Annotated in this window: 18 protein-coding genes; 7 read left to right on the top strand and 11 right to left on the bottom strand. The window is 71.7% G+C overall.

Annotated elements, in window-relative coordinates:
* Positions 1-15: 15 nt before the first annotated feature.
* The 4 genes from ABZY45_RS33525 (at position 16) to ABZY45_RS33540 (ending at position 6,898) form a co-directional block, all read left to right on the top strand.
* Positions 16-1,626 (top strand): sugar phosphotransferase, encoded by a 1,611-nt coding sequence (locus tag ABZY45_RS33525; protein ID WP_356746031.1) that lies wholly within the window; start codon positions 16-18, stop codon positions 1,624-1,626.
* Positions 1,627-1,718: 92 nt separating this feature from the next.
* Entirely contained in the window at positions 1,719-3,386 is a 1,668-nt protein-coding gene (locus ABZY45_RS33530) for a stealth family protein (RefSeq protein WP_356746032.1), read from the top strand.
* The gene (locus ABZY45_RS33535) at positions 3,383-5,479 is read left to right on the top strand and encodes a glycosyltransferase family 4 protein (protein WP_356746033.1); all 2,097 of its coding nucleotides are present in this window, start codon (positions 3,383-3,385) and stop codon (positions 5,477-5,479) included. Before ABZY45_RS33530 ends, ABZY45_RS33535 begins: the two co-directional genes overlap by 4 nt.
* 21 nt (positions 5,480-5,500) lie before the next feature.
* Positions 5,501-6,898, top strand: coding sequence for a GDSL-type esterase/lipase family protein (locus ABZY45_RS33540; RefSeq protein WP_356746034.1), 1,398 nt, complete (start codon positions 5,501-5,503; stop codon positions 6,896-6,898).
* 157 nt (positions 6,899-7,055) lie between these two features.
* Here the strand turns inward: ABZY45_RS33540 and ABZY45_RS33545 are convergent, their stop codons facing one another.
* From ABZY45_RS33545 to ABZY45_RS33565, 5 genes are all read right to left on the bottom strand, one after another.
* Complete coding sequence (locus ABZY45_RS33545) at positions 7,056-9,185, bottom strand: 3-hydroxyacyl-CoA dehydrogenase NAD-binding domain-containing protein (RefSeq protein WP_356746035.1); 2,130 nt, start codon at positions 9,183-9,185, stop codon at positions 7,056-7,058.
* Positions 9,182-10,402: an acetyl-CoA C-acyltransferase gene (locus tag ABZY45_RS33550; protein WP_356746036.1), complete on the bottom strand. Its 1,221-nt coding sequence runs from the start codon at positions 10,400-10,402 to the stop codon at positions 9,182-9,184. Before ABZY45_RS33550 ends, ABZY45_RS33545 begins: the two co-directional genes overlap by 4 nt.
* Positions 10,403-10,670: 268 nt before the next feature.
* Positions 10,671-11,945, bottom strand: a complete 1,275-nt coding sequence (locus ABZY45_RS33555; RefSeq protein WP_356746037.1) for an HRDC domain-containing protein — start codon at positions 11,943-11,945, stop codon at positions 10,671-10,673.
* 117 nt (positions 11,946-12,062) lie between these two features.
* Positions 12,063-12,725, bottom strand: coding sequence for a response regulator transcription factor (locus ABZY45_RS33560; protein ID WP_033300087.1), 663 nt, complete (start codon positions 12,723-12,725; stop codon positions 12,063-12,065).
* A 218-nt stretch (positions 12,726-12,943) separates the two neighbouring features.
* The gene (locus ABZY45_RS33565; protein ID WP_356746038.1) at positions 12,944-13,603 is read right to left on the bottom strand and encodes a DUF3000 domain-containing protein; all 660 of its coding nucleotides are present in this window, start codon (positions 13,601-13,603) and stop codon (positions 12,944-12,946) included.
* A gap of 158 nt (positions 13,604-13,761) precedes the next feature.
* Here ABZY45_RS33565 and hemE point away from each other — a divergent pair, with 158 nt between their 5' ends.
* Positions 13,762-14,805: a uroporphyrinogen decarboxylase gene (gene hemE, locus ABZY45_RS33570; protein ID WP_356746099.1), complete on the top strand. Its 1,044-nt coding sequence runs from the start codon at positions 13,762-13,764 to the stop codon at positions 14,803-14,805.
* Here the strand turns inward: hemE and ABZY45_RS33575 are convergent, their stop codons facing one another.
* Complete coding sequence (locus ABZY45_RS33575; RefSeq protein WP_356746039.1) at positions 14,806-16,194, bottom strand: FAD-dependent oxidoreductase; 1,389 nt, start codon at positions 16,192-16,194, stop codon at positions 14,806-14,808.
* A 50-nt stretch (positions 16,195-16,244) separates the two neighbouring features.
* Positions 16,245-17,255 (bottom strand): DUF4349 domain-containing protein, encoded by a 1,011-nt coding sequence (locus ABZY45_RS33580; protein ID WP_356746040.1) that lies wholly within the window; start codon positions 17,253-17,255, stop codon positions 16,245-16,247.
* A gap of 128 nt (positions 17,256-17,383) precedes the next feature.
* On the opposite strand from ABZY45_RS33580, the gene hemG reads away from it, so the two are divergent.
* Together hemG and hemQ are read left to right on the top strand one after the other, a co-directional pair.
* Positions 17,384-18,871 (top strand): protoporphyrinogen oxidase, encoded by a 1,488-nt coding sequence (gene hemG, locus ABZY45_RS33585; protein ID WP_356746041.1) that lies wholly within the window; start codon positions 17,384-17,386, stop codon positions 18,869-18,871.
* A 4-nt stretch (positions 18,872-18,875) separates the two neighbouring features.
* Positions 18,876-19,589 (top strand): hydrogen peroxide-dependent heme synthase, encoded by a 714-nt coding sequence (hemQ, locus tag ABZY45_RS33590; protein ID WP_277331306.1) that lies wholly within the window; start codon positions 18,876-18,878, stop codon positions 19,587-19,589.
* A gap of 277 nt (positions 19,590-19,866) precedes the next feature.
* On the opposite strand, the gene ABZY45_RS33595 is transcribed toward hemQ, so the two are convergent.
* The 4 genes from ABZY45_RS33595 to ABZY45_RS33610 all read right to left on the bottom strand — a co-directional run bounded on the left by ABZY45_RS33595 (position 19,867) and on the right by ABZY45_RS33610 (position 24,223).
* Positions 19,867-20,643: a TIGR04222 domain-containing membrane protein gene (locus ABZY45_RS33595; protein ID WP_356746042.1), complete on the bottom strand. Its 777-nt coding sequence runs from the start codon at positions 20,641-20,643 to the stop codon at positions 19,867-19,869.
* A 203-nt stretch (positions 20,644-20,846) separates the two neighbouring features.
* Complete coding sequence (locus ABZY45_RS33600) at positions 20,847-21,854, bottom strand: TIGR04222 domain-containing membrane protein (RefSeq protein WP_356746043.1); 1,008 nt, start codon at positions 21,852-21,854, stop codon at positions 20,847-20,849.
* A 5-nt stretch (positions 21,855-21,859) separates the two neighbouring features.
* The gene (locus ABZY45_RS33605; protein WP_356746044.1) at positions 21,860-23,152 is read right to left on the bottom strand and encodes a DUF692 domain-containing protein; all 1,293 of its coding nucleotides are present in this window, start codon (positions 23,150-23,152) and stop codon (positions 21,860-21,862) included.
* Between the two features lie 321 nt (positions 23,153-23,473).
* Entirely contained in the window at positions 23,474-24,223 is a 750-nt protein-coding gene (locus ABZY45_RS33610; protein WP_356746100.1) for a DUF4142 domain-containing protein, read from the bottom strand.
* Positions 24,224-24,391 lie beyond the last annotated feature (168 nt).

Raw genomic sequence — 24,391 nt, forward strand, 5'->3', positions numbered from 1 at the left:
GTCGGGGTTCATGACATGACCGATTCGAGTTCGGCCGCAAGGGTCTACAAACGCATCGTCCCCCAGCCGGTGCGTGCCGTCGCGGGCAGCCGGGTGCCGCCCAAGGTCCGGCGCAAGGTCAAGGGCGGCCTCGTACGCACCCTGAACCGCCGTGAGGCGCGCCTGCACCGACGCGCGCTCCGGCTGGTCAGGAAGGGGGACTTCGCGAGCGCGTCCGAACGCAGGACGCGCACTCCGGACGGCCGTGTCGGGCATGTGCACCAGGGCCTGACCGTCGACCTGGCGCGCCGCCTCGACCATGATCTGGTGACCTCGGCCCTGGACGCCGCCGACATCCCCTGGTTCGCGGTGCCCGCACTCGACGACCGGCGTATCTGCCTCGCCGTCGAACAGCAGGACAAGGGGCAGGTCCGCAGGGTCCTGCGCGCACTGCTCGAGGAGCACACCGGCTACGTCGTGTCGGCGTCCCCCGTCAACAACGAGACCCGCGCGGTCCCGGGCAGCCACCTCAAGGCCTGGAAGAACTACGGCAGGGCCAAGGCCATCCGGATCACCTGGCTGCGCACCGAACCCACCGAGAACCTGTGGGTGGGCGAGGACCAGGGCATCGAGATCGAGTTCTGGACGGTCAACACCGATCTGCCGCACGAGCGTCTCGTGGGACCCCGCCCCAACCGTGTCCAGCGCGTCGTCTCCAGGGACGCCGTGGGCATCGAGATCGGCTTCGACCGGCTGTCGGGCTACAGCGACATCGACGGTGACATGGACCCGTCGGTCACCCTCGAACATTTCGACATCCCCCGCCTCGAAGAGATCACCTTCCCCGTGGACGCCGTGCTGCTGTGGCAGCATCCGGGAGCCTGGGGCGAGGAACTGCTCAGGGCGTCGCTGCGATCCCTCCACCAGTACGCCCCGTGGGTCGACCTCGTCCACGTGGTGGCCCAGGAACCGGCGCCCGCGTGGCTGAAGGGCGACGACGGCAGGCTCGCCGTGGTCCCGGACCGGCACGGGGCCGGGGGTCACCTCCACCTGCTCCCCGACATCGCGGAGCACTTCCTGGTGTTCCGCCCCGGGGCGCTGCTCGGACGCCCCACGCGTCCGTTCGACTACTTCACACCGACCGGCACGACCCGCCCCCGGCGCGGGGTGTGGACGGCCGAGGAGTCCTTCGCACCCTGGACGGCGCAGGCATACTCGGCGACCGGCCGAGCCGTGACGCAGTCCTTCGCCCCCGGGCCCCAGCCGTACACCTGCTCGGTCCTCAGCCGGCTCGCGGAGAGCGGGGCGGTGGCGGAGGCCCCGGCCGACGGGCAGGTTCACCCCAAGCTCCCCGGCTCCCACCCGGCCGACGGGCTGGTCCACCACTTCGCGTACGCCCACGGGCTCGCTGATCCGTCGGGCGGGACGACGGCCGTCGTACACGCGGCACTGCCCGACATCGCTCGTCAGCTCGAACGGCTGCTCGTGCGCCGCGACCTGCAACAGCTTCACTTCTTCGGGCTCGGGAGCGACGAGGCTCTCCGCCGTGGCGGCACCAAGGCGGTCGTCGACTTCCTGCACCGCTACTTCCCCGTGGCAAGTCCGTTTGAGCACGGCCATCCAGAGGACCCGGAAACGTACACGTGAGCACAAGTAATCCGGAGGCATCCGCTGTCGTCGGGGTGTACCGCACGTTCGTTCCCCGCTCCCTGAGACGACGCGTCGCCCGGCGCGTTCCCATGCGCCTGCGCACCGGTCTCAAGGGGCTGCTGCGACGCCTCCACATCCTCACCCTGGCCGCGCGCTTCGTCCGGGGACGCCGGGCGCGCCGTCGCTGGCCGCACCTCTTCCGCGCCTCGGAAAGCCTCGCCGTGCTCTCCGGGCGGGGAGGGATGATCGCGCTCGTGCGGTCCACCGCGTCCCCGCTCGGTCTGCGGGAGGCGAACCTGGAGCTGATCGTCTCGCTCCTCGACGAAGCGGGCATCGACTACTTCGCGGTCCGGGGCAGCTCCGACTTCAGGTCCGTGCTCGGCGTGTCGGAGGCGGACCGGCAGCGCGTCGTGGCCGCCCTGGCGACGACCCGGCTCACCGCCCCCGTGTACGTCTCCGCCCTCTCCGGGGAGCGGCTCGCCGGGAGAACGGCCCTCTGCGGCTCCGCCCGGGCCCGTCGCACCGGCAGCCGGGCACGCGTGCTGCGCACCGGCATGGTGTGGGCCGATCCCGGCAACTCCCTGGTGCTCGGCCTCCGTTACGGCTGCGACATCGAGTTCTGGCGCCCCGAGGACGGCCGGCTCGTCGCACCCCGGCCGAACCGTGTCACCGAGGACGTCGCCCTGGACGAGCCGCGGGTCGAGGTCCCCGTCAGCCGGCTGACCGGGTTCGCCGCCCTGCACACCCGCCGCACCCGCTCGGTGCGCACCATCGAGGCCTGCGCCGATGTGCTCCCCGAGGACGTGCGCTTCCCCGTCGACGTCGTCTACACGTGGGTGGACGGATCGGCCCCGGAATGGCAGCGGCGCCGCGCCCAGTTCGGCGACGGCGGCTACCACACCGAGTCGGCGAACGCGGCCCGCTACATCAGCCGTGACGAACTCCGCTACTCCCTGCGGGCGCTGGAGCAGAACGCGCCCTGGGTACGCCACGTCTACCTGGTCACCGACCGGCAGCGGCCCGAGTGGCTCAGCCTGCGCAGTTCCCGTCTCACGGTGGTCGACCACACGGAGATATTCCAGGACCAGGCCGCCCTGCCGACGTACAACTCGCACGCCATCGAGAGCCAGCTGCACCACATCGACGGCCTGTCCGAGCACTTCCTGTACTTCAACGACGACATGTTCCTGGGCTGCCCGACCACGCCCAAGGACTTCTTCCTGTCCAACGGGATGACCCGCACCTTCTTCTCGCCCTCACAGGTCCCCAGGTGGGGCCTCACCGTCGGGGACCGGCCGGTCGACGCCGCCGGGAAGAACAACCGGAAGATCATCCTCGACAACTTCGGCTCCGCCATCGTGCAGAAGCTCCGGCACGCGCCGTACGCCCTGCGGCGCAGCGTGCTCTACGAGATGGAGAAGGAGTTCGCGGAGGCGCACCACAGCACCTCGCACAGCAGGTTCCGCAGCGCGACCGACATCTCCATCCCGTCCTCGCTCTACCATTACTACGCGTACTTCACAGGACGAGCCGTGCCTTCCGACATCAGCTTCGCCTACCTCGATCTGGCGAAGCCCGAGATCTCCAGAAGGCTGGGCATCCTGCTGGCCCGGCGTGACCGGCAGGCGTTCTGCATCAACGACACGGTCTCCGACACCTTCGAGGTGAACAGGCAGACCATCATGCTCAACACCTTCCTGGAGTCCTACTTCCCGGTGCCGAGCCCGTTCGAGCAGAGGGAACGTGAGGTCCGGTGAAGATCTCGTTCCTGATCAACAACATCTACGGCATCGGCGGCACCAACCGTACGGTGATCAACCTCGCCGAGGCGCTCGCGGTCCGGCACGAGGTCGAGATCGTCTCGGTCTTCCGGCGGACCACCGCGACGAAGTTCGAGATCTCCCCGCGCATCACCGTGCGAGCCCTGGTGGACCTCCGCTCCGGATCGGCGGACGTGAAGGCCGCGGGCAGCGACGAGCCCAGCGAGGTCGTCCCGCGCCAGGAGGAGTTCTACGCCCAGTACAGCAAGTTCACCGACGCCAGGATCATCCAGGACCTCAGCCGGACCGGCGCGGACGTGGTGGTGGGCACCAGGCCCAGCCTGAACCTGTTCGTGGCGCGGTACACCCGTGACTCGGCCCTGCGCGTCGCGCAGGAGCACATGACCCACCTGGCGATCCCGCCGGCCGTCCGGGCCGAGATGGCCCGCGTCTACCCGCGCCTCGACGCCGTCACGACCGTCACCGAGGCCGACGCCCGCTCGTTCGTGGAGAACACCCCGGTCCCGGGCATCCCCGTCATCGGTATCCCCAACAGCGTGCCGCGCCCTGTGGTCGAGCCCGCCGACGGCTCCCACAAGGTGATCGTGAGTGCCGGCCGTATGCACCGGGTCAAGCGCTACGACCTGCTGGTCCGTGCCTTCGGCATGCTCGCCGACGAGTTCCCGGACTGGCAGCTGCGGATCTACGGCGACGGAGGCGAGTCGGCCGAACTGCGGGCGCTCACCACCGAACTCGGGCTCGCCGGCCGAGCACTGCTCATGGGCGGTTTCTCACCCATCGAGTCCGAGTGGGCCAAGGGATCGATCGCGGCCGTCACCTCCAGCGCCGAGTCCTTCGGGATGACGCTGGTGGAGGCCATGCGCTGCGGGCTGCCCGTCGTCTCCACCGACTGCCCCGTGGGGCCGCGGGAGATCCTGCGCCACGGCGAGGACGGCCTGCTGGTAAGGACCGGGGACGCGGACGCCGTCGCGCAGGGTCTGCGCACGCTGATGGCCGACGACGCGCTCCGCCGCGCCATGGGTGTGGCCGCCCTGCGCAATTCCGCGCGCTACGACCCCGAGGCGGTGGCGGCACGGTACGTCGAGCTGTTCGAGGACGCGGCGCGCCGCCGCGCCGCGTCGGACCGCGGCTACCGGGTCCCCGCCACTGACACGCGCACCGTCGCCGCGCCGCCGACAGTGCCGCCCGTCTCCATCGCCGCCGCCACCGTGGACGTCGCGGCCGACGACGCGGGATGGCTGAGGTTCTCCGCCGTCGGACCGCAGGACGGCAAGCACCGCTGGCAGTTCGTCCTCCGGCACAACCCGTCCGACGGGAAGCGGCTGCCGGACATGCCCCTGCGCACCACCCGCAAACCCCTCGGCAACGGGGGCACGCGCTACACGGCCGCGCTGACCCCCTCGGCGCTGGACGACCTCGGCGACGGCAGGTGGCGGGTCACCATGTCCAACGCCAAGTCCGTCAACGTCCACATGAAGGCCGGGATCCGCGACACGCGGAAGCTGATCGGGGCACGGGCGGCCGTACTGGCCGGCTCCGGGCCGGCGCCCGTCGGATGGAACCTCCCCTACGCGCAGCCCAACGGCAAGCTGATGCTCCGTACCGTCCTGCGGCAGGACCACGTCGAGTCGACCGCCGTCGACGTCGACGAGCACGGGATCACGCTGACCGGTGTCCTGTGCGGCGCGAGCCGGATCGAGCCCGGAGCGCTCCTCGTGGTCAGCAGACGTGGGCCCCACCCGGCCAACTTCACCGTGCCCGTCAGCGTGCTCGCGGACAACACCTTCCGCGCCGAGGTGCCGGTCAGGAAGGTGGTGGACCACCGCCTCGACCGCTGGGAGGACTGGGACTGGTGGCTCCAGCCCTCTCCGGACAACTGGCGCAAGTTCCGGGTGTGTCACCTCCTGGAGGACTTCCCCGACGTCAAGGGTGCGTTCGTGTACCCGGCCGTACCGGTGGTGGGGGACGAGACGACGGACTTCGTGTGTGTGCACCCCGCCAAGCCCGTCCAGGTGCGCCCGTACTGCTCCGCGTCAGGGGCCATGGCCATGAACGTCGTCGACCGCTAGAACTCCTTGAATGGGGATAAAATGAACCGCACGATATTTGTCCTCGGGGATTCCGTTCCGGCGCCGCGTACGGACGAGGAGGCCCCCATGGCCGGCTGGGGGCAGAAGATCCAGGAACTGCTCGTCGGCCCGATAGAGGTCGCGAACTACGCGCGCAGCGCGATGACCACCCGCAAGTACTACACCGAGCGGTTCGCGGGACTGCTCAACCGGATGAAGCCGGGGGACATCGTCCTCCTCGGGTTCGGCGGTGTGGACCACATGATCCACAACGGCATGCGCTACGTCCCGGTGCCGGAGTACCAGGAACTCCTCGGGCTCTTCACCGAGTACATCCGGAGCGAGGGCGGAGTGCCGGTCATGGTCACCCCCACCGCGCGCTACGCCTTCTCCGCGACCGGCGAGGTGAAGAACACCCGGGGCGCGTACCCGCGCGCCATGGCGGAGACCGCCGCCGCGATCGGCGTCCCCCTGATCGACCTCACCGGCATCACGATGAGCCTGTGGTCGAGGATCGGCCCGACCCGGTTGCGCCAGTACTTCTGCTGGGTCGACGCCGGCGAGCACCCCCTGCACCCGGACGGAAACATCGACTCCAGCCATCTGAACCACCCCGGGGCCTACGAGGTCGCCCGGCTGGTCGTCGCCGGCCTGGTCGAGCGGTCCGTCCTGACCCGGGCCGACGTGGACATCGCCGCGCTCATGGAGCCCGAGGGGCTGCCCCCGGTGTCCCACGAGTTCACGGTCCAGTCGCCCGAATCGGCCCTCGACTACGGCATGCGCAGCGGCGGGGCACCGACCTTCGCCCGCCCGGTCGCGGGCGCCACCGTCGGCCCCATGACCAAGTTCTCCGGCACGGCCGCGCCCGGAACGGACTACCTGCTGTTCTTCGAACAGGGGCAGTACATCGGCGGAACCGGCGTGGGCGCGGCGGGCCAGTGGCTGTGGCGCCGGGCGGTCGAGTGGACGCCGGGGGAGCACGTCATCCAGTGCGTCGGTCTCAGGGCCGACGGGTGCTCACCGACGGCCGAGCAGCACTTCCAGGTGATCTCCGGAGTGGCGCCCGCCGTCATCACCGCGCCGAAGGAGGACAAGTTCGCGGGACCGAAGGTGCGGTTCGCGGGCCGTACCCAGCCGGGCGCCACCAAGGTCGTGCTGATGGAGAGCGGACGGCTGATCGGTGCGACGGCCGTCGACGAGAAGGGCGAGTGGCACTTCACCCACGCCCACCGCTGGCGGGCGGGCCACCACGCCGTGGACGTCATCGCGCTGTTCGGCGCGCAGGAGTCCGCTCCCTCCACCGTACGGTTCAAGGTCGTCGGCATCCCGGAGAACAGCAGCATCCGCACGGCGGGGAGTTCCCGCGAGGACGAGTGCGGCGAGACGTGCAACCACAGGCCGTTCACCGGTACCTGGTGACGGACGGGACGGGAGAAGGGCCGGCCGGGGTGATCCCGGCCGGCCCTTCGTCTGCGTCCGTTCCCCCGGCCGCACACGGCCGGGCCGTCCCACGCCGGGCATGGGAACGGGCCGTACGGAAACGATCCCGTACGGCCCGTCCGGTGAGGAATCCGCGTTACGCCGGAACGCTCGCCACGCCCGGCGCCAGGAACGGCTTGCCGTTGACCCGCTCGGAGACGCCCTCGCGGTCCAGGTACGGCGTGATGCCGCCCAGGTGGAAGGGCCAGCCCGCGCCGGTGATCAGGCAGAGGTCGATGTCCTGCGGCTCGGCCACGACGCCCTCGGCCAGCATCAGGCCGATCTCCTGGGCCACCGCGTCCAGGACGCGGTCACGGACCTGGTCCTCCGTCAGGACGGTGTCGCCCTGCTTGAGGAGCGCCGCGACCTCGGGGTCGAGGACCGGCGCGCCCGAATCGTAGACGTAGAAGCCGCGCTTGCCCGCCTTCACGACCGCCGCGAGGTTCTCGGAGACCGTGAAGCGGTCCGGGAAGGCGCGGTTCAGGGTCTCGGAGACGTGCAGACCGATCGCCGGGCCGACGAGCTCCAGCAGCACCAGCGGGGACATCGGCAGGCCGAGCGGCTCGATGGCCTTCTCCGCCGTCTCGACCGGGGTGCCCTCGTCGATGATGTTCTGGATCTCGCCCATGAAGCGGGTGAGGATGCGGTTGACGACGAACGCCGGGGCGTCCTTCACCAGCACAGCGGTCTTCTTCAGCTTGCGCGCGACACCGAAGGCCGTGGCCAGCGAGGCGTCGTCGGTCTGCTCGCCGCGGACGATCTCCAGCAGCGGGAGGACCGCGACCGGGTTGAAGAAGTGGAAGCCGACGACCCGCTCGGGGTTCTTCAGCTTCGACGCCATCTCGGTGACCGAGAGGGACGAGGTGTTCGTGGCGAGGATCGCGTGCGCTGGGGCGACCGCCTCGACCTCCGCGAACACCTGCTGCTTGACGCCGATCTCCTCGAAGACGGCCTCGATGATGAAGTCGGCGTCGGAGAAGCCCTCCGCCTTGTCCAGCACACCGGAGACCAGGGCCTTGAGGCGGTTGGCCTTGTCCTGGTTGATGCGGCCCTTGCCGAGGAGCTTGTCGATCTCGGCCTGCACGTAACCCACACCCTTGTCGACCCGGTCCTGGTCGATGTCCGTGAGGACGACCGGGACCTCCAGGCGGCGCAGGAAGAGCAGTGCGAGCTGGCTGGCCATCAGGCCGGCGCCCACCACACCCACCTTGGTCACCGGGCGGGCCAGGGACTTGTCCGGGGCACCGGCCGGGCGCTTGGCGCGCTTCTGGACCAGGTTGAAGGAGTAGATGCCCGAGCGCAGCTCGCCACCCATGATCAGGTCGGCGAGCGCCTGGTCCTCGGCGTCGAAGCCGGCATCCAGGTCGCCGGACTTCGCCGCGGCGATGATCTCCAGCGCGCGGTAGGCGGCCGGGGCGGCGCCGTGCACCTTCGAGTCGGCGACGGCCTTGCCGCGGGCGACGGCCTGGTCCCAGGCGTCACCCCGGTCGACCTCGGGACGCTCGACCGCGATCTCGCCCTTGAGGACGGACGCGGTCCAGATCAGCGACTGCTCCAGGAAGTCCGCGCCCTCGAAGATCGCGTCGGCGATCCCGAGCTCGAAGACCTGCTTGCCCTTGAGCTGGCGGTTCTGGTTCAGCGAGTTCTCGATGATCACCGAGACGGCGCGGTCGGCGCCGATCAGGTTGGGGAGCAGCGCGCAGCCGCCCCAGCCGGGGACCAGACCGAGGAAGACCTCGGGCAGCGAGAACGCCGGCAGCGCGGAGGAGACGGTGCGGTACGAGCAGTGCAGACCGATCTCCACACCCCCGCCCATGGCCGCGCCGTTGTAGTACGCGAACGTCGGGACCGCGAGGCCGGAGAGGCGGCGGAAGACGTCGTGGCCGCCCTTGCCGATGGCCAGCGCGTCCTTGTGCTCCTTGAGGAGCTCGACGCCCTTGAGGTCCGCGCCGACCGCGAAGATGAACGGCTTGCCGGTCACACCGACACCGGTGATCGAACCCTCGGCCGCCTCCTTCTCGACCTGGTCGATGGCGGCGTTCAGGTTCGCCAGCGACTGCGGGCCGATGGTGGTCGGCTTGGTGTGGTCGAAGCCGTTGTCCAGCGTGATGAGCGCGAAGCGCCCCGCGCCGCCGGGAAGGTCGAGGTGGCGTACGTGCGCCTGCGTGACGACCTCACCGGGGAACAGCTCGGCCGCACCCTTCAGAAGCTCAGTGGTGGAGCTCACTTGGTGCCTCCGTTGAAGTTCGGGTTCTCCCAGACGACCGTCGCGCCCATGCCGAAGCCGACGCACATGGTCGTCAGGCCGTAGCGGACCTCCGGCTGCTCCTCGAACTGGCGGGCCAGCTGAGTCATCAGGCGGACGCCGGAGGAGGCGAGCGGGTGGCCGTACGCGATCGCGCCGCCGTACTGGTTGACGCGCGCGTCGTCGTCGGCGATGCCGTAGTGCTCCAGGAAGGCGAGCACCTGCACGGCGAAGGCCTCGTTGATCTCGAAGAGACCGATGTCGTCGATGGAGAGACCGGCCTTGGCCAGTGCCTTCTCCGTCGCCGGGATCGGGCCGTAGCCCATGACCTCCGGCTCGACACCCGCGAAGGCGTACGACACCAGGCGCATCTTGACCGGGAGACCCAGCTCGCGGGCGGTCTCCTCGGACGCGAGCAGCGAGGCGGTGGCGCCGTCGTTGAGGCCCGCGGCGTTACCGGCCGTCACGCGGCCGTAGGCGCGGAAGGGGGTCTTCAGGCCGGCCAGCGACTCCATGGTGGTGCCCGGGCGCATCGGCTCGTCGGCGGTGACCAGGCCCCAGCCCGTCTCGCCCGCCTCTGCGTTGGTGCGGCGCACGGAGACCGGCACCAGGTCCTGCTGGATCTTGCCGTCGGCGTACGCCTTCGCGGCCTTCTCCTGCGAGCGGACCGCGTACTCGTCGGCGCGCTGCTTGGTGATCGAGGGGTACCTGTCGTGCAGGTTCTCCGCGGTCATGCCCATGAACAGGGCGGACTCGTCGACCAGCTTCTCCGAGACGAGACGCGGGTTCGGGTCCACGCTCTCGCCCATCGGGTGACGGCCCATGTGCTCGACACCGCCGGCGATGACGACGTCGTACGCGCCGAAGGCGATGGAGCCGGCCGTCGAGGTGACGGCGGTCAGGGCGCCCGCGCACATGCGGTCGATGGAGTAACCGGGTACCGACTGCGGCAGCCCGGCCAGGATTCCGGCGGTACGCCCGAGGGTCAGGCCCTGGTCGCCGATCTGCGTGGTCGCGGCGATGGCGACCTCGTCGATCTTGGCGGGGTCCAGATCCGGGTTGCGGCGCAGCAGCTCCCGGATGGCCTTCACGACGAGATCGTCGGCGCGGGTCTCGTGGTAGATGCCCTTCGGGCCCGCTTTGCCGAACGGGGTGCGGACGCCGTCGACGAAGACGACGTCCCGGATGGTACGAGGCACGGTGGCTCTCCTCCAGGGTGCGGGATGGCACTGCTGCGGGGCGCACGCATCGGCGCGCCGCCACCCACATGCTACTTGCGGGTAACCAGACTGCCCACCCCCCACCACCGGAGCGGCGAACGTCACACGGGACGAGCCGCCACCGGTGCCCGGGAGAGACCGGTAACTGGCGCGAATTCGATCCTCGCCGACGGGCGGCACGGGGGCACGGCCCCGACACGCGTGTGCCCCCTGCCGGTCCTCCGGCAGGGGGCACACGCGAGAGAGCTCAGGCGCTCTTGTCCAGGGCGTCCAGCAGGAGCGGTCCGACCTGTTCGATCTGCCAGCGGCGCGCGCCGTACCCGGCGAGGGCGGTCTCCACGGCCCCCGGCGTGAGGGTCTTGGGCGGCTCCCAGCAGACCCGGCGCACGGTGTCCGGGGTGATCAGGTTCTCCTGGGGCATGTGCAGCCGCTCCGCGAGCTCCGACACCGAGGCGCGCGCGGCCGAGAGGCGGGCGGCGGCGGCCGGGTCCTTGTCCGCCCAGGAGCGGGGCGGCGGCGGGCCGGCCGGCTGCTGACCGGGCTGCGGCAGCTCCGATTCGGGCAGCGCCTTGGCGCGGTCGACGGCCGCCTGCCACTGCTCCAGCTGACGGCGTCCCATGCGGTGGCCGAAGCCGGGCAGTGCGGTGAGGGCTTGCACGTTCGCGGGCAGCGCCAGGGCCGCCTCGATGATCGCGGCGTCGCCGAGCACCTTGCCGGGGGAGACGTCGCGACGCTGCGCCACCTGGTCGCGGGCGTTCCACAGCTCCCGTACGACGGCGATCTGACGGCGGCGGCGCACCTTGTGCATGCCGGAGGTCCGGCGCCACGGGTCCTTGCGCGGGGGAGCGGGCGGCGCCGACGCGATCGCCTCGAACTCCTCCAGGGCCCACTCCAGCTTGCCCTGGCGGTCCAGCTCCACCTCCAGGGCGTTGCGCAGGTCCACCAGCAGTTCGACGTCGAGGGCGGCGTAGCGCAGCCACGGGTCGGGAAGCGGACGCGTGGACCAGTCGACCGCCGAGTGGCCCTTCTCCAGGGCGTAGCCGAGGACGTTCTCCACGATGGCGCCCAGTCCGACGCGCGGGAACCCCGCGAGCCGTCCGGCGAGCTCCGTGTCGAAGAGCGACGTCGGGGTCATGCCTATGTCGCGCAGGCAGGGCAGGTCCTGGGTGGCTGCGTGCAGGATCCACTCACTGCCGGTGAGGGCCTGACCGAGCCCGGAGAGGTCGGGGCAGCCGACCGGGTCGATCAGGGCACTGCCCGCGCCCTCGCGCCGCAGCTGTACGAGGTAGGCGCGCTGCCCGTAGCGGTAGCCGGAGGCGCGCTCGGCGTCGACGGCCACCGGGCCGGTGCCCGCGGCGAAGGCCGCGATCACCTCGGCCAGCGCGTCGTCGGTCGCCACCACCGGAGGGATGCCCTCGCGCGGTTCGAGCAAGGGGATCGGCGCCGGGGCGACGTCGTCCGGGGGAGCGCCCCCGGTGGTTCGCAGTGATGTGTCTTCTGCGGTCTCTTGGGCGTCGGTCACATGCCAAGGGTATCTGTGTATGCGCGTCGCCCGTCGACGGAACGTTCCGCCGACGGGCGGCCATGCGCGTAAACCGGCCGGGTGCGCGTCCGCGCAGGTGCCGGTGGGGTGGGGGCGTCAGTGGATGATGCCCGTACGCAGGGCCACGGCGACCATTCCGGCTCGGTCTCCGGTGCCGAGCTTGCGGGCGATGCGGGCGAGGTGGCTCTTGACGGTGAGTGCGGAGAGGCCCATCGAGACGCCGATGGCCTTGTTGGACTGGCCTTCGGCGACCAGGCGGAGCACCTCCACCTCACGGCCGGAGAGTTCGCGGTAGCCGCCCGGGTGGCTCGGGGAGCCGGGAGGCCTGCGGTGCATGCGGGCGGCGTTGGCGCCGATCGGGGCGACGCCGGGACGGGTGGGGTGGCCGATGTTCGTACGGGTGCCGGTGACGACGTAGCCCTTCACTCCGCCCGCGAGGGCGTTGCGTACCGCGCCGATGTCATCGGCGGCGGAGAGGGCGAGGCCGTTCGGCCAGCCGGCGGCTCGGGTCTCGGACAGCAGGGTCAGCCCGGAACCGTCGGGCAGGTGGACGTCGGCAACGCAGATGTCGCGCGGGTTGCCGACGCGGGGGCGGGCCTCCGCGATGGACGACGCCTCGATGACGTCACGAACACCGAGAGCCCACAGATGGCGGGTGACGGTGGAACGGACGCGCGGGTCGGCCACGACGACCATGGCCGTCGGTTTGTTCGGGCGGTAGGCGACCAGGCTTGCGGGCTGCTCGAGGAGAACGGACACCAGGCCTCCTGGGGGGAGTGTCGGGACGGGCCGGCTAGGGGGAAGCCGGGGCGAACCGTGCTTGAAGGGTCATTGACCTCTTCGGCAGCAGGTGCGTCCTCCTTTAGAGGAAGATCACGGATTAGTGAGTAACAATTCGGGCAAATAGGACGCGCGATCGATTGTACGAAAAGAGAGCCGGTCCCTGTGCGACCGGCTCTCCGAATGATGACGCTGCGTCATGGCGCCTGGGGTCCGCGCCTTTGCGGCAGGGTCACCACCGCCGCGTCCGCGGTGCCCGACGGCGGCAGGCCCGCCAGCTGGCAGAGCAGATCACCCCACGCGGACAGGTGCGCCGCGGTGTCGGGCACCCCACCGCGCCCCTCGCGCGGCGTCCACGAGGCGCGGATCTCGATCTGCGTGGCGGGACGGCGCGCACCGAGCGCGCCGAAGTAGTGCGAGCCGGCCCGCGTCACGGTGCCGCCGGCCTCCCCGTACGACAACCCTCTGGCATCCAGTGCGCCCGTCAGCCACGTCCAGCACACCTCAGGCAGCAGAGGGTCCGCCGCCATCTCCGGTTCGAGTTCCGCCCGCACGAGGGTCACCAGCCGGAAGGTGCCCTGCCAGGCGTCGTGCCCCGACGGATCGTGCAGGAGCACGAGGCGGCCGTCGGCGAGATCGTCGTCGCCGTCGACCACCGCGGCTTCCAGGGCGTACGCGTGCGGGGCGAGCCGTTTCGGCGGGCGCGTGGGCTCGACCTCCAGTTCGGGGCGCAGACGGGCGGAACGCAGCGCGTCGACCGCCGACCGGAACGCGGGCGGAACCGTTTCGCCGTCCGCACTCTCCTCGCTGTCAGTGCCATCGGAATGATCGGAATATTGTCCCTGAGCCGGAGCCATGCGGGGAAGAGTAGGCGGAACCGGAGCCCCGTGCAGGGAGGGACACCCATGCGGGGTCCGGCTCGTTGCCGCTCCGTGCGAAGATTCTGTGCGTGAGTGCCAACGACCTTCCCCAAGAGCTCAGCTCCGTCCGATCGGGGGAGGGCCCGACCCCGGGCCTGCCGACGACCCCCGCCACCCACGAGTCGGCGTTCCTCAAGGCGTGCCGTCGCGAGCCGGTGCCGCACACCCCGGTCTGGTTCATGCGTCAGGCGGGGCGGTCGCTGCCCGAGTACCTGAAGGTCCGCGAGGGCATCGCGATGCTCGACTCCTGCATGATGCCGGAGCTGGTCACCGAGATCACGCTGCAGCCCGTGCGCCGCCACAAGGTCGACGCCGCGATCTACTTCAGCGACATCGTCGTGCCCCTCAAGGCCATCGGCATCGACCTCGACATCAAGCCCGGCGTCGGCCCGGTGATCGCCGAGCCGATCCGCACCCGCGCCGATCTGGCCCGCCTGCGCGATCTCACCCCCGAGGACGTCCCGTACGTCACCGAGGCCTTCGGGATGCTCACCGCGGAGCTCGGCGCCACCCCGCTCATCGGCTTCGCCGGTGCGCCGTTCACTCTGGCGAGCTACCTCGTGGAGGGCGGCCCGTCCCGCAACCACGAGCGCACCAAGGCCATGATGTACGGCGAGCCGGAGCTCTGGGCCGAGCTGCTCGACCGGCTGGCGGCGATCACCGGCGCCTTCCTGAAGGTTCAGATCGAGGCCGGCGCCTCCGCGGTCCAGCTCTTCGACTCCTGGGTCGGGGCCCTGGCCCCGGCCGACTACCGCCGCTCCGTAATGCCGGCCTCCGCGAAGGTCTTCGACGCCGTCGCCCCGTACGGCGTCCCGCGCATCCACTTCGGCGTCGGCACCGGCGAGCTGCTCGGCCTGATGGGCGAGGCCGGCGCGGACGTGGTCGGCGTGGACTGGCGCGTCCCGATGGACGAGGGTGCCCGCCGGGTCGGTCCCGGCAAGGCGCTCCAGGGCAACCTCGACCCGGCGGTGCTCTTCGCGCCGACCGAGGCGGTCGAGGCGAAGACCCGCGAGGTGCTCGCCGCCGCCGCGGGGCTCGAGGGCCACATCTTCAACCTGGGGCACGGCGTCCTGCCGTCCACCGACCCGGCTGCCCTGACGCGCCTGGTGGAGTACGTCCACGAGCAGACGGCCCGTTAGTCAGACGTCCTCCCGGAGGCTCGCCCGCACCGCCGAGACGGCCTTGCGGGCGGCCACCAGGACCGGGTCCCAGACCGGGGAGAACGGCGGGGCGTATCCGAGGTCGAGTGCCGTCATGGCCTCCACCGTCATCCCGGCGGTGAGTGCCACGGCAGCGACGTCCACCCGCTTCGCCGCCCCCTCACGGCCCACGATCTGCACGCCCAGCAGCCGTCCGGTGCGGTACTCCGCGAGCATCTTCACCGTCATCGGCTTCGCCCCCGGGTAGTAGCCCGCGCGGCCCGTCGACTCGATCGTCGCCGTCACGAAGCGCAGGCCGACCGCCGTCGCGTCCTTCTCGCGCAGGCCGGTCCTGGCGATCTCCAGATCACAGACCTTGCTCACCGCCGTACCGACCACGCCCGGGAACGTGCCGTAGCCGCCGCCGACGTTGGCCCCGATGATCTGGCCGTGCTTGTTCGCGTGGGTGCCGAGCGCGATGTGCCGGGTGCGGCCGGCGACGAGGTCCAGGACCTCGACGCAGTCCCCGCCCGCCCAGATGGCGTCCTGCCCGACGACCCGCATCGACAGGTCCGTCAGGAGGCCGCCGTGCGGGCCCAGCGGCAGACCGGCCTCGCGGGCCAGGGTGGTCTCCGGCTCGACGCCGATGCCGAGCACCACGATGTCCGCCGGATAGGTCTCCTGCTCCGTGGCCACCGCCGTGACCCGGCCGTCCTCGCCCGTGTCGATCCGGGTGACCGAGGCGCCGTTGACGGTCGTGATGCCCAGCCCGTCCATCGCGTCGTGGACCAGCTGCCCCATGTCCGGATCCAGCGTCGCCATGGGCTGCGCGCCGCGGTTGAGCACCGTCACCTCGAAGCCGCGCTTGAGCATCGCCTCGGCCATCTCGACCCCGATGTAACCCGCGCCCACCACGACGGCCCGGCGCCCCGGGGCCCGGTCCAGCGAGTCCAGGAGCGCCTGGCCGTCGTCCAGGGTCTGCACCCCGTGGACGCCCGGGGCGTCGATCCCGGGAAGAGCGGGACGGACGGGCCGGGCGCCCGTGGCGATCACCAGCTTGTCGAACGGTGTCCAGTACGTCTCACCGCTGTCGCGGTCCAGCGCCCGCACCCGCCTCCCGTCGACGTCGATCTCCGTCACCTCCGTGCGGGTGCGCAGATCGATCGAACGGGCCCGGTGCTCCTCGGGCGAACGGGCGATGAGGTCGTCGGGGCCGTCGACGTCGCCGCTCACCCAGTAGGGGATGCCGCAGGCGGAGTACGACGTGAAGTTGCCGCGCTCGAAAGCGACGATGCTCAGCTCGCCGGGCCCCTTGAGCCTGCGGGCCTGTGACGCGGCGGACATGCCCGCCGCGTCGCCTCCGACGACCACCAGTCGTTCCGCCGCCATGCCGGGTCCCTTCGCCGCCGTGTGCAGGTCGGGGACCAACGCTACGGCGGTTACGGGGCCGGTGTGGGCCGCGGGGTCCGCGGCGGCTCCCCGGACGCGGCCGTCGGGGTCTGCGGCGGCTCCTGGGGCGCCCTGCGGCGCCGGGGCAGGCGGCCGCGCAGCAGCCGCCACAGGAGCGCCAGCACGACCGCGGCGGCCAGGAACGGAGCCGTGGCGCCGATGGCGACCGCGATCCACCGGAGCATGGTCAGGAACGCGTCCCAGCCCCCGGCCAGGGCGTCCAGGAAGCCCGTGTCCTCGTCCTCGGGGTCCTTGCCCTCCGCGTACGGCTCACTGAGTTCGAGGGTGATCGTCGCCAGCGACGTACGGTCCTTCAGCGACGCCTGCTGGGCGAGCAGGGACTCCAAGTCGGCCTGCCTGCTGCTCAGTTCTCCTTCCAGTGCCACCACGTCGGTGAGCTTGACGGCCTTGTCCATCAGATCGCGGACCCGGGTGACGCTCGCTCGCTGGGTGGCGATGCGGCTCTCGACGTCGACGACCTCCCCGGTCACGTCCTTCGCGTTCGACGTCCGGGACAGCAGCTTCCCCGACCCCGCGAGGCCGCGCAGCACCTCGTCGTACCGGTCCTGGGGTACGCGCAGGACGAGACGGGAGACGTCGTGCTCCTCGTCGAGCCGTTCGGTGCTCTCGTCCGCGACGAGTCCGCCGGCCCCTTCGGCTGCGGCCCGGGCCGCGGCGACCGCCTTCGGCACGCTCTTCACCTCGATGTCGAGCGTGGCCGTGCGGATGACGTGGACCGCGACCGCGGAGTCCGTCTTCCGCGTGGACGAGGAGCGGTCGGCCTCCTTGCCCGCGGCCTGGTCGCCGGCTCCCTCCGCGGCGGGAGCCGCCGCCTTCTTGTCGGACGCGGAGTCGAGCCCCTGCGAACCGCTGTCCGAGCCGGCCCCGCACGCACCGGTGCCCAGGAGCACCACGAGCAGGCCGGCGGCGGCCAGCGCGCGTGAGCGCCGCGGTCCGGAACGAGTGGATGGATGGCTGCCGGTGTGGTGTCCGTAAGGCATGACGTGTCCCCCCGAGGGTCGTTGTCGATGGTGCCGGTTCGACGTAGGAGGCCCTGGTGCGGGTTGCCGTCAGGCGGTTTCGAAGTGGTCACGTTCGGGACTCGGTAAGGGTTTGAGAGAGTGGACCCATGCAGCGTCCTCTTCAGCGCGACACCACACGTACGGGCCATGCCGTCGTCATCGGCGGTGGCATCGCCGGACTCGCCGCCGCCCACCGGCTGTTGGCCTCCGGCCTCCGCGTCACCGTCCTGGAGGCGACGGAGCGGCTCGGCGGAAAGCTGATGACGGGCGAGATCGCGGGCACCCAGGTCGACCTCGGTGCCGAGTCGATGCTCGCGCGGCGGCCGGAGGCGGTCGGGCTCGCCACCGCGGTGGGCCTCGGCGAGCGGCTCCAGCCGCCCGCCACCGCCACTGCCTCGGTCTGGACCCGCGACGCCCTGCGGCCCATGCCCAAGGGCCACGTGATGGGCGTACCGGGCGACCCCGCGGCGCTCAGCGGTGTGCTCTCGCCCGAGGGCCTGGCCAGGATCGCCGAGGAGCGTGACCTCACGCCGACCGCCGTCGGCGACGACGTCGCGGTGGGTTCGTACGTCGCCGACCGGCTCGGCCGGGAGGTCGTCGACCGGCTGGTGGAGCCACTGCTCGGCGGGGTGTACGCGGGTGACGCCTACCGGATCTCCATGCGCGCCGCCGTGCCCCACCTCTTCGAGGCCGTGAAGGAGGGCGGGCCGCTCCTCGACGGCGTGCTCCGCATCCAGGAGCGGGCCGCCGCCCGGCAGCAGACGGGGCCGGTCTTCCAGGGCATCGAGGGAGGCATCGGCACCCTGCCCGGCGCGGTGGCCGACGCCGTACGGGCCGGGGGCGCCGAGATCCTCACGGAGACCCCGGTGCTCGGCCTGACCCGGTCGGCGCGGGGCTGGGACGTGCGCACCGACAGCCGGGTGGTCGCGGCCGACGCCGTCGTCCTGGCCACCCCCGCGTGGTCGGCGTCCACGCTGCTCGCCGCCGAGTGCCCGGCGGCCTCCGTGGAGCTGGCCGCCGTCGAGTACGCCTCGATGGCCCTCGTCACCATGGCCTTCCGGCGCTCCGACCTCGCGGGGACCGCGGCCCTCCAGGGGCGTTCCGGCTTCCTCGTGCCCCCGGTCGACGGCCGCACGATCAAGGCCGCCACCTTCTCCACCAACAAGTGGCGGTGGGTCGCCGACTCGGCCCCCGATCTGTTCCTGCTGCGGACGTCGGTCGGCCGCTACGGCGAGGAGGAGCACCTGCACCGCGAGGACGACGAACTCGTCGACGTGTCCCTGGGGGACCTGGCCGCGGCGACCGGACTGACGGCGCGGCCCGTGGACACCGAGGTCACCCGGTGGATCGGCGGGCTGCCCCAGTACCCCGTGGGGCATCTCGGCAGGGTCGCCCGGATCCGTGACGAGGTCGCCAAGCTGCCCGGTCTGCGCGTGTGCGGAGCCGTCTACGACGGGGTCGGGATCCCGGCCTGCGTCGCCAGCGCGCACCGCGCCGCGGACGAGATCGCCGCTGACATCGAGGGCCGCTCCACGGGGGAGACCGGCAACACTCCGACCCGGGTTCGGGGCTCGCGGAGCGAGGCGGGACAATAGCCGTATGAGTGCGCCAGAAAAGCTTCCGAACGCAGGCAAGAAGGCCAAGGACCTCAACGAGGTCATCCGCTACACCCTGTGGTCCGTCTTCAGGCTGAAGGATGTCCTTCCGCTCGACCGCGCCGGCTACGCCGACGAGGTCCAGGAGCTGTTCGACCAGCTCGCGGCCAAGGACGTCACGGTCCGCGGCACCTACGACGTGTCCGGTCTCCGGGCGGACGCCGATCTGATGATCTGGTGGCACGCCGAGACGTCCGACGAACTCCAGGAGGCGTACAACCTCTTCCGGCGCACGAAGCTGGGCCGCGCCCTGGAGCCGGTCTGGTCGAACATGGCGCTGCACCGCCCCGCCGAGTTCAACAAGTCGCACGTGCCTGCCTTCCTGGCCGACGAGACCCCGCGCGACTACATCAGCGTGTACCCCTTCGTGCGCAGCTACGACTGGTACCTGCTGCCCGACGAGGACCGCCGCCGCATGCTCGCGGACCACGGGAAGATGGCCCGCGGCTACCCTGACGTGCGCGCCAACACGGTCGCCTCCTTCTCGCTCGGCGACTACGAGTGGGTCCTCGCCTTCGAGGCCGACGAGCTGTACCGCATCGTCGACCTGATGCGTCACCTGCGCGCCTCCGAGGCGCGACTGCACGTGCGCGAAGAGGTTCCGTTCTACACCGGACGCAGGAAGTCCGTAGCAGACTTGGTGGCCGGACTCGCATAGCCAGCGTTTCCGGTCATCCCGACCCGGAAGATCAGTTGGCGGGCAACGGCGCGTGTGACGCCGCCCGTCGTTCCAGCGACACCGGGTCCGGTACCGGGTGCACATCGGCCGAGGGCCGGCGAAGCGCCGTGGCGCGCGGGGGAGTCAGCCATTCCTCCCCGTGGGCCGCTCCATCTCGCCGTCCCAGGCCGATGTGTCCCGGGCCGCACAACTGGACAGCACGCCACAAGGGCCGCCCTCCGGGGCGGCCCTTGTGGCGTCTTCACGTCCTGGCGGGTCATCCGCCGGTGCGGGCCCCGCTCAGCAGCGCGGCCCGCAGCGCCGGATCCCGCACGGCGCCGACGCCCCGCACGGCCACCGCGGCCAGCAGGTCGCGGTCCGCGCCGTGCACCGGCGCGGGCAGGGAGTCCAGCCAGCGCTGCCCGGACGGCGACGCCCACGGGCTGTACGGGTGGTTCTCCACCCGGGCGATGGCCAGACAGCCCAGTGTCAGCACCAGCGGCAGCCCGAACCACGCGACCACCGGGCCCGCGTAGCCCGTCTCCTGACCTGGCATCAGCACGGCCGTGGCTGCCAGGACCACGACCAGCACGGCAGAGCCCCGAACCGCGCGTACGGCCGACTCCAGGCTCGTCCGGGTGCCGTGAGGGACGGCGAGCCCCGCCGCGACGAGGCGGTCGGCGAGGGAGCGCACGGCTTCGGCCGCCGCCGCTGCGGCCCGTATCGGGGCTATCCGGGACTGGCCCTCCGGGCCGATCGCGCGGATCACGGTGCGCTCGACCTCGTCCTGGCCCTCCGGGTCGACCACCGTGGCCCAGCCGGTGTGGGCGAGCAGCAGCCGGCGCCGCAGATGCATGGAGACCAGGGCCAGATCGGCGACCCGGTGCGGGCCGCCGGCCAGGAACGCCGTCTCGTACAGGTTGAGTTCAGGGGCGACGGGCGCCGGTGCGGAGTGCGCCGGCCGCTGGGCCGCACCCGCGGTGACGAGGCACAGCCGGATACAGGAGACGGCGGCGGCGCTCCACGCCACCAGAAGAAGCAGAACCCAGAGCATGGCGGAGTTCTATGCGAAACCGGCAGGGAAGCGCCATGCCCTGTTCACGATATGGACCAATCTCGGTCACAGGCGGTCATCGGTGGCTGAATTCGTACGCATGCCGAGCCGGGCGTTCGGACTCCGCCCCCCGGCGCCACGCCGCAGGGGCCCGCACGGGCCCGCCGCCCTCGACGCACCGGCGCGGAGACGGCGGGCGGGCATCAGGAACCGCCGCCACCGCAGCTCGAACCGCCGCCGCCACCGCAGCTCGAACCGCCCCCGCCGCAGCTGGATCCGCTGCTCCCGCAACTCGACCCCGAACTGCAGGAGGAGCTCGTCCCGGAGTCGCCGCCACCACCGGTGGACCCTCCGCAGCCGCCTCCGCCGGGGCCCACCCCGGCGCACCACATCACGGGCACGAACGCGGCCGAGGAGGCGGACGAGGACGAGGAGCCCGAGGAGGAGCCCCTGGAGGACCGTTGGCGGGCGGCGGCCGTCAACTGGACCTGGAGCTCCGGGTCGGGGAGTGCGCCGAGTCCCTGGGTGGCTACCAGGTGGGCCGGGTCGGTCACGTGGGCATTGGCCACCTGGAAGCCCGCGGCGGCCCTGCGGCCCGCTTCGGTGAGCCGCGCCTTGGCCGTCGACGCGGTGACCAGACCGATCACCGCCCCGGCCACGAGTGCGGGCAGGACCTTCAGGAAGAAGGGGAAAGGGATGTCCGAGTACCCGTCGTACAGGGCGTACTGCGTGATGGTCAGGGCGATGGCCACCGGGAACCCCACGATGCACCCGATGCCCAGGCCCAGCCCCCAGGCGCGACGGGTCCGGCTCTCGCCGGGCGCGACCAGCAGTCCACGGGCGGCGAGACCGTCGCCGATCTCCTGCACCGCCGGGTGCCGCATCACGTTCTCCCGGAGGGTGTGCAGGGCGCCGCTGGGAGCGGCGGCCAGCTCCTGGAGGACGGCCCGTTCCACCGCGTCGTGTGCCTCGTCCCGCAGGACCGCGACGATGCCGGGCCCGCCGATGGTCAGCCGTCCGTCCGTGTGCATGCGGGTGAGGGCGGTGTCCACCGCCCTGGCCGGGCCGCCCTTGAGGAACGCCTCCTCGAAGAGGTCGTGCACATGCGCGGCGGTGCCGCCGCCCCGCAGCCCGGCGCGTCGCGTCGCGACGATCAGGAACACCGAGGAGACGGCCACGGCCAGCGTGAGTACGAGCGCAAGAGTGTTCATGGCGGTCACTTTCCGAGGAGGGCTGCACGGGCGGCGTGGACCAGGCGGGTTCCCCGGCGCGGAGGGCGGGGGCCGGAGCGCTCCCGCCACCAGCGCGTCAGCCTCCGCCGGGCCGCCTCGTCGGCCGGCCGGCCGGTGATCAGGAGGTGCTCGGCGAAGCCGAGCGCGTCACGGCGGTAACCCCCGGACATCGGCCGGTTCCTGGCGTACGCGAGGAACGCCTTCCGGTATCCGTCACCGAGGATCTCGGGCAGTTCCGGCGCCACCTTGGCGATGACGTCGGCGCGCTTGGCGGCCAGCGCGCGGCTCTGCACCTCCAGGCGGCGGCGGTCGAAACCCTCCGGCGCGGGAGTGCCGGCCACGAGCGAGGAGAGCAGCGCGGTCTGGGCGACGGCGGTCCGGTCGCGGTCCCCCGCTCGCCGGGTGGGCGGCTCCTCCGGCACGCCGGGCCTTCGCCGGGGCGCCGCCCCAGCGGCTGCCGCCTCCGCCAGCGTGCGGCGGATCGCGGTCAGTTCACCGGCCAGTTCCCCGGCGGGCGGGAAGTCGTCGTCACGTTCCAGCAGGACTCCCGGCGGATCGACGCGGGAGCGCAGTTCGCTCAGGACGTCCAGGACCGGGCGCGTCACGGGGTGGGCGTGCGTGTCGTGCCAGACGCCGTCCTTCTCCACGCCGCCCGCCACATGGACGTAGGCGATGGCCTCCACCGGCAGTTCGTCGAGCGCGGTCGCGGGGTCCTCGCCACGGTTCACGTGGTTGGTGTGCAGATTGGCCACGTCGATCAGCAGCCGTACGCCGGTACGCTCCACCAGTTCCGCGAGGAACTGGCCCTCGGTCAGCTCCTCGTCGGGCCAGGAGATCAGCGCGGCGATGTTCTCCAGGGCCAACGGCACGGGCAGCGAGTCCTGCGCGATGCGTACGTTCTCGCACAGGACCTCCAGCGCGTCCCAGGTCCGGGGCACCGGCAGCAGATGCCCCGCCTCCAGGGACGGCGAGGCGGTGAGCGGCCCCCCGGCCCGTACGAAGGCGATGTGCTCCGTCACCAGGGGCGCGCCGAGAAGGGCGGCCCGTGCGGCCAGTCCGGCGAGGCGGGCGGGGTCAGGGCGGTCGGCCCCGCCCAGGCCCAGCGCCACACCGTGCGGGACGACGGTGACGCCGCGCTCCCGGAGGCGTTCGAGGGACGCGGGGAGATGGTCCGCGCAGATGTTCTCCGCCACCGCCTCGACCCAGTCGATCCCCGGCAGAGCCTCGACGGCGTCCGCGATCTCCGGCCGCCAGCCGATCCCGATTCCCAGCTTCATGTGTCTCCTCCCCGTTGTGCAGGGGTCATGGCCCCGCCACGCGGCGGTGAATCCGAAAGAGGGGACGTTCAGAGCTGAATTTGAGGTTCCCGGAGCTGCTTACGGCGCCGCCTCACGCGACCGTGACCTCCGCGGCGGCCCGGCTGGTCCCGCGTCGACCCGCGGAAACGGGGGGTGCGCAGATGTGCCGACGAGCCGACGCGGTGGTGCCCGGGGTCCCCGGGGCGCAGTGGACCGGCCCAGGGGGCAACCGCCTGGACGTCCGCCGCCGGGACCGCGACTGCCCCCGCGCTCCGGCCGCCGACGCCACGGCTGAGGGCGTTACGGCTGAGGCAGCGGGGCCATCGTCGGAGGCACCGGGCGGGAGGTGAACGACTGGTCGCCGCTCGGTGTCACCGGCACCGGCACCTGGGGTACGACGCCGGACGGCGCGGGCGGCCCCGACGGGCTGGCCGTCGAAGCTCCGGCCGCTTCGCGTGCCAGGCCGTCGAAGTCCACGAAACCGGTGCGCTCCAGCATGGTGATGTGGTCCAGCACCGTCTGGTTGGCGTCTGAGGCCAGCTGCCTGATCAGCGAGTTGCGCGTGGTGTGCCGGACCTGTGCGACCAGTGCGAACACCTTGCCGTGCGCGGCACGCAGGAGGTTGGCGAACTTCAGCTGGTACTCCTCGCCGTCGGCGGCGGTGAGCTCCCGGAGCCAGCTCTGCTGCTGTTCCGTGGGCTGGTTCGGGAGCTCCACCCCGAGCTTCGCGGCCACGTCCCGGGCCCGCCGGTCCAGGTCCGTGTGGCCCACCACCAGGTGGTCACCGGCGAGCTTCACCGCCTCGCTCGGCGCGCGTTCGATCGCCTGCTGCCCCGCGGGGAGCTCCCACAGCCCGGCCAGCCGCACCTTGACCAGGAAGTCGCGGTCGGTCGCGGAGAGCGGGCCCCACTGGGTGGCCACGCTGGACGCGTTCAGATTGGCCGCGCCGGTGCCGGAGCGGTCGTCGTAGGACCACACGGGGAAGGCGAGCGCGCCGATCGTGGCCAGCAGCGCGGCGATGATGAGGGCCGTTCCGTTGATGCGTCGCAGCAAGGTGTCTCCCGGGCCGGTGCGTATCAGCTCGAATCAACCGCCAACTGAGTCGGCGTTCAACCTACTTGGCGGTAATGCCGGTGCGGCAGTACGAGGAGATACGTAGATCGGCGCAGAAGTGTTCAGCCGGGCCGGAGGGAAACCGCGCGACCGGGGGAGCGAAGG

Source organism: Streptomyces sp. NPDC006516 (assembly GCF_040611875.1).
Taxonomy (GTDB): domain Bacteria; phylum Actinomycetota; class Actinomycetes; order Streptomycetales; family Streptomycetaceae; genus Streptomyces.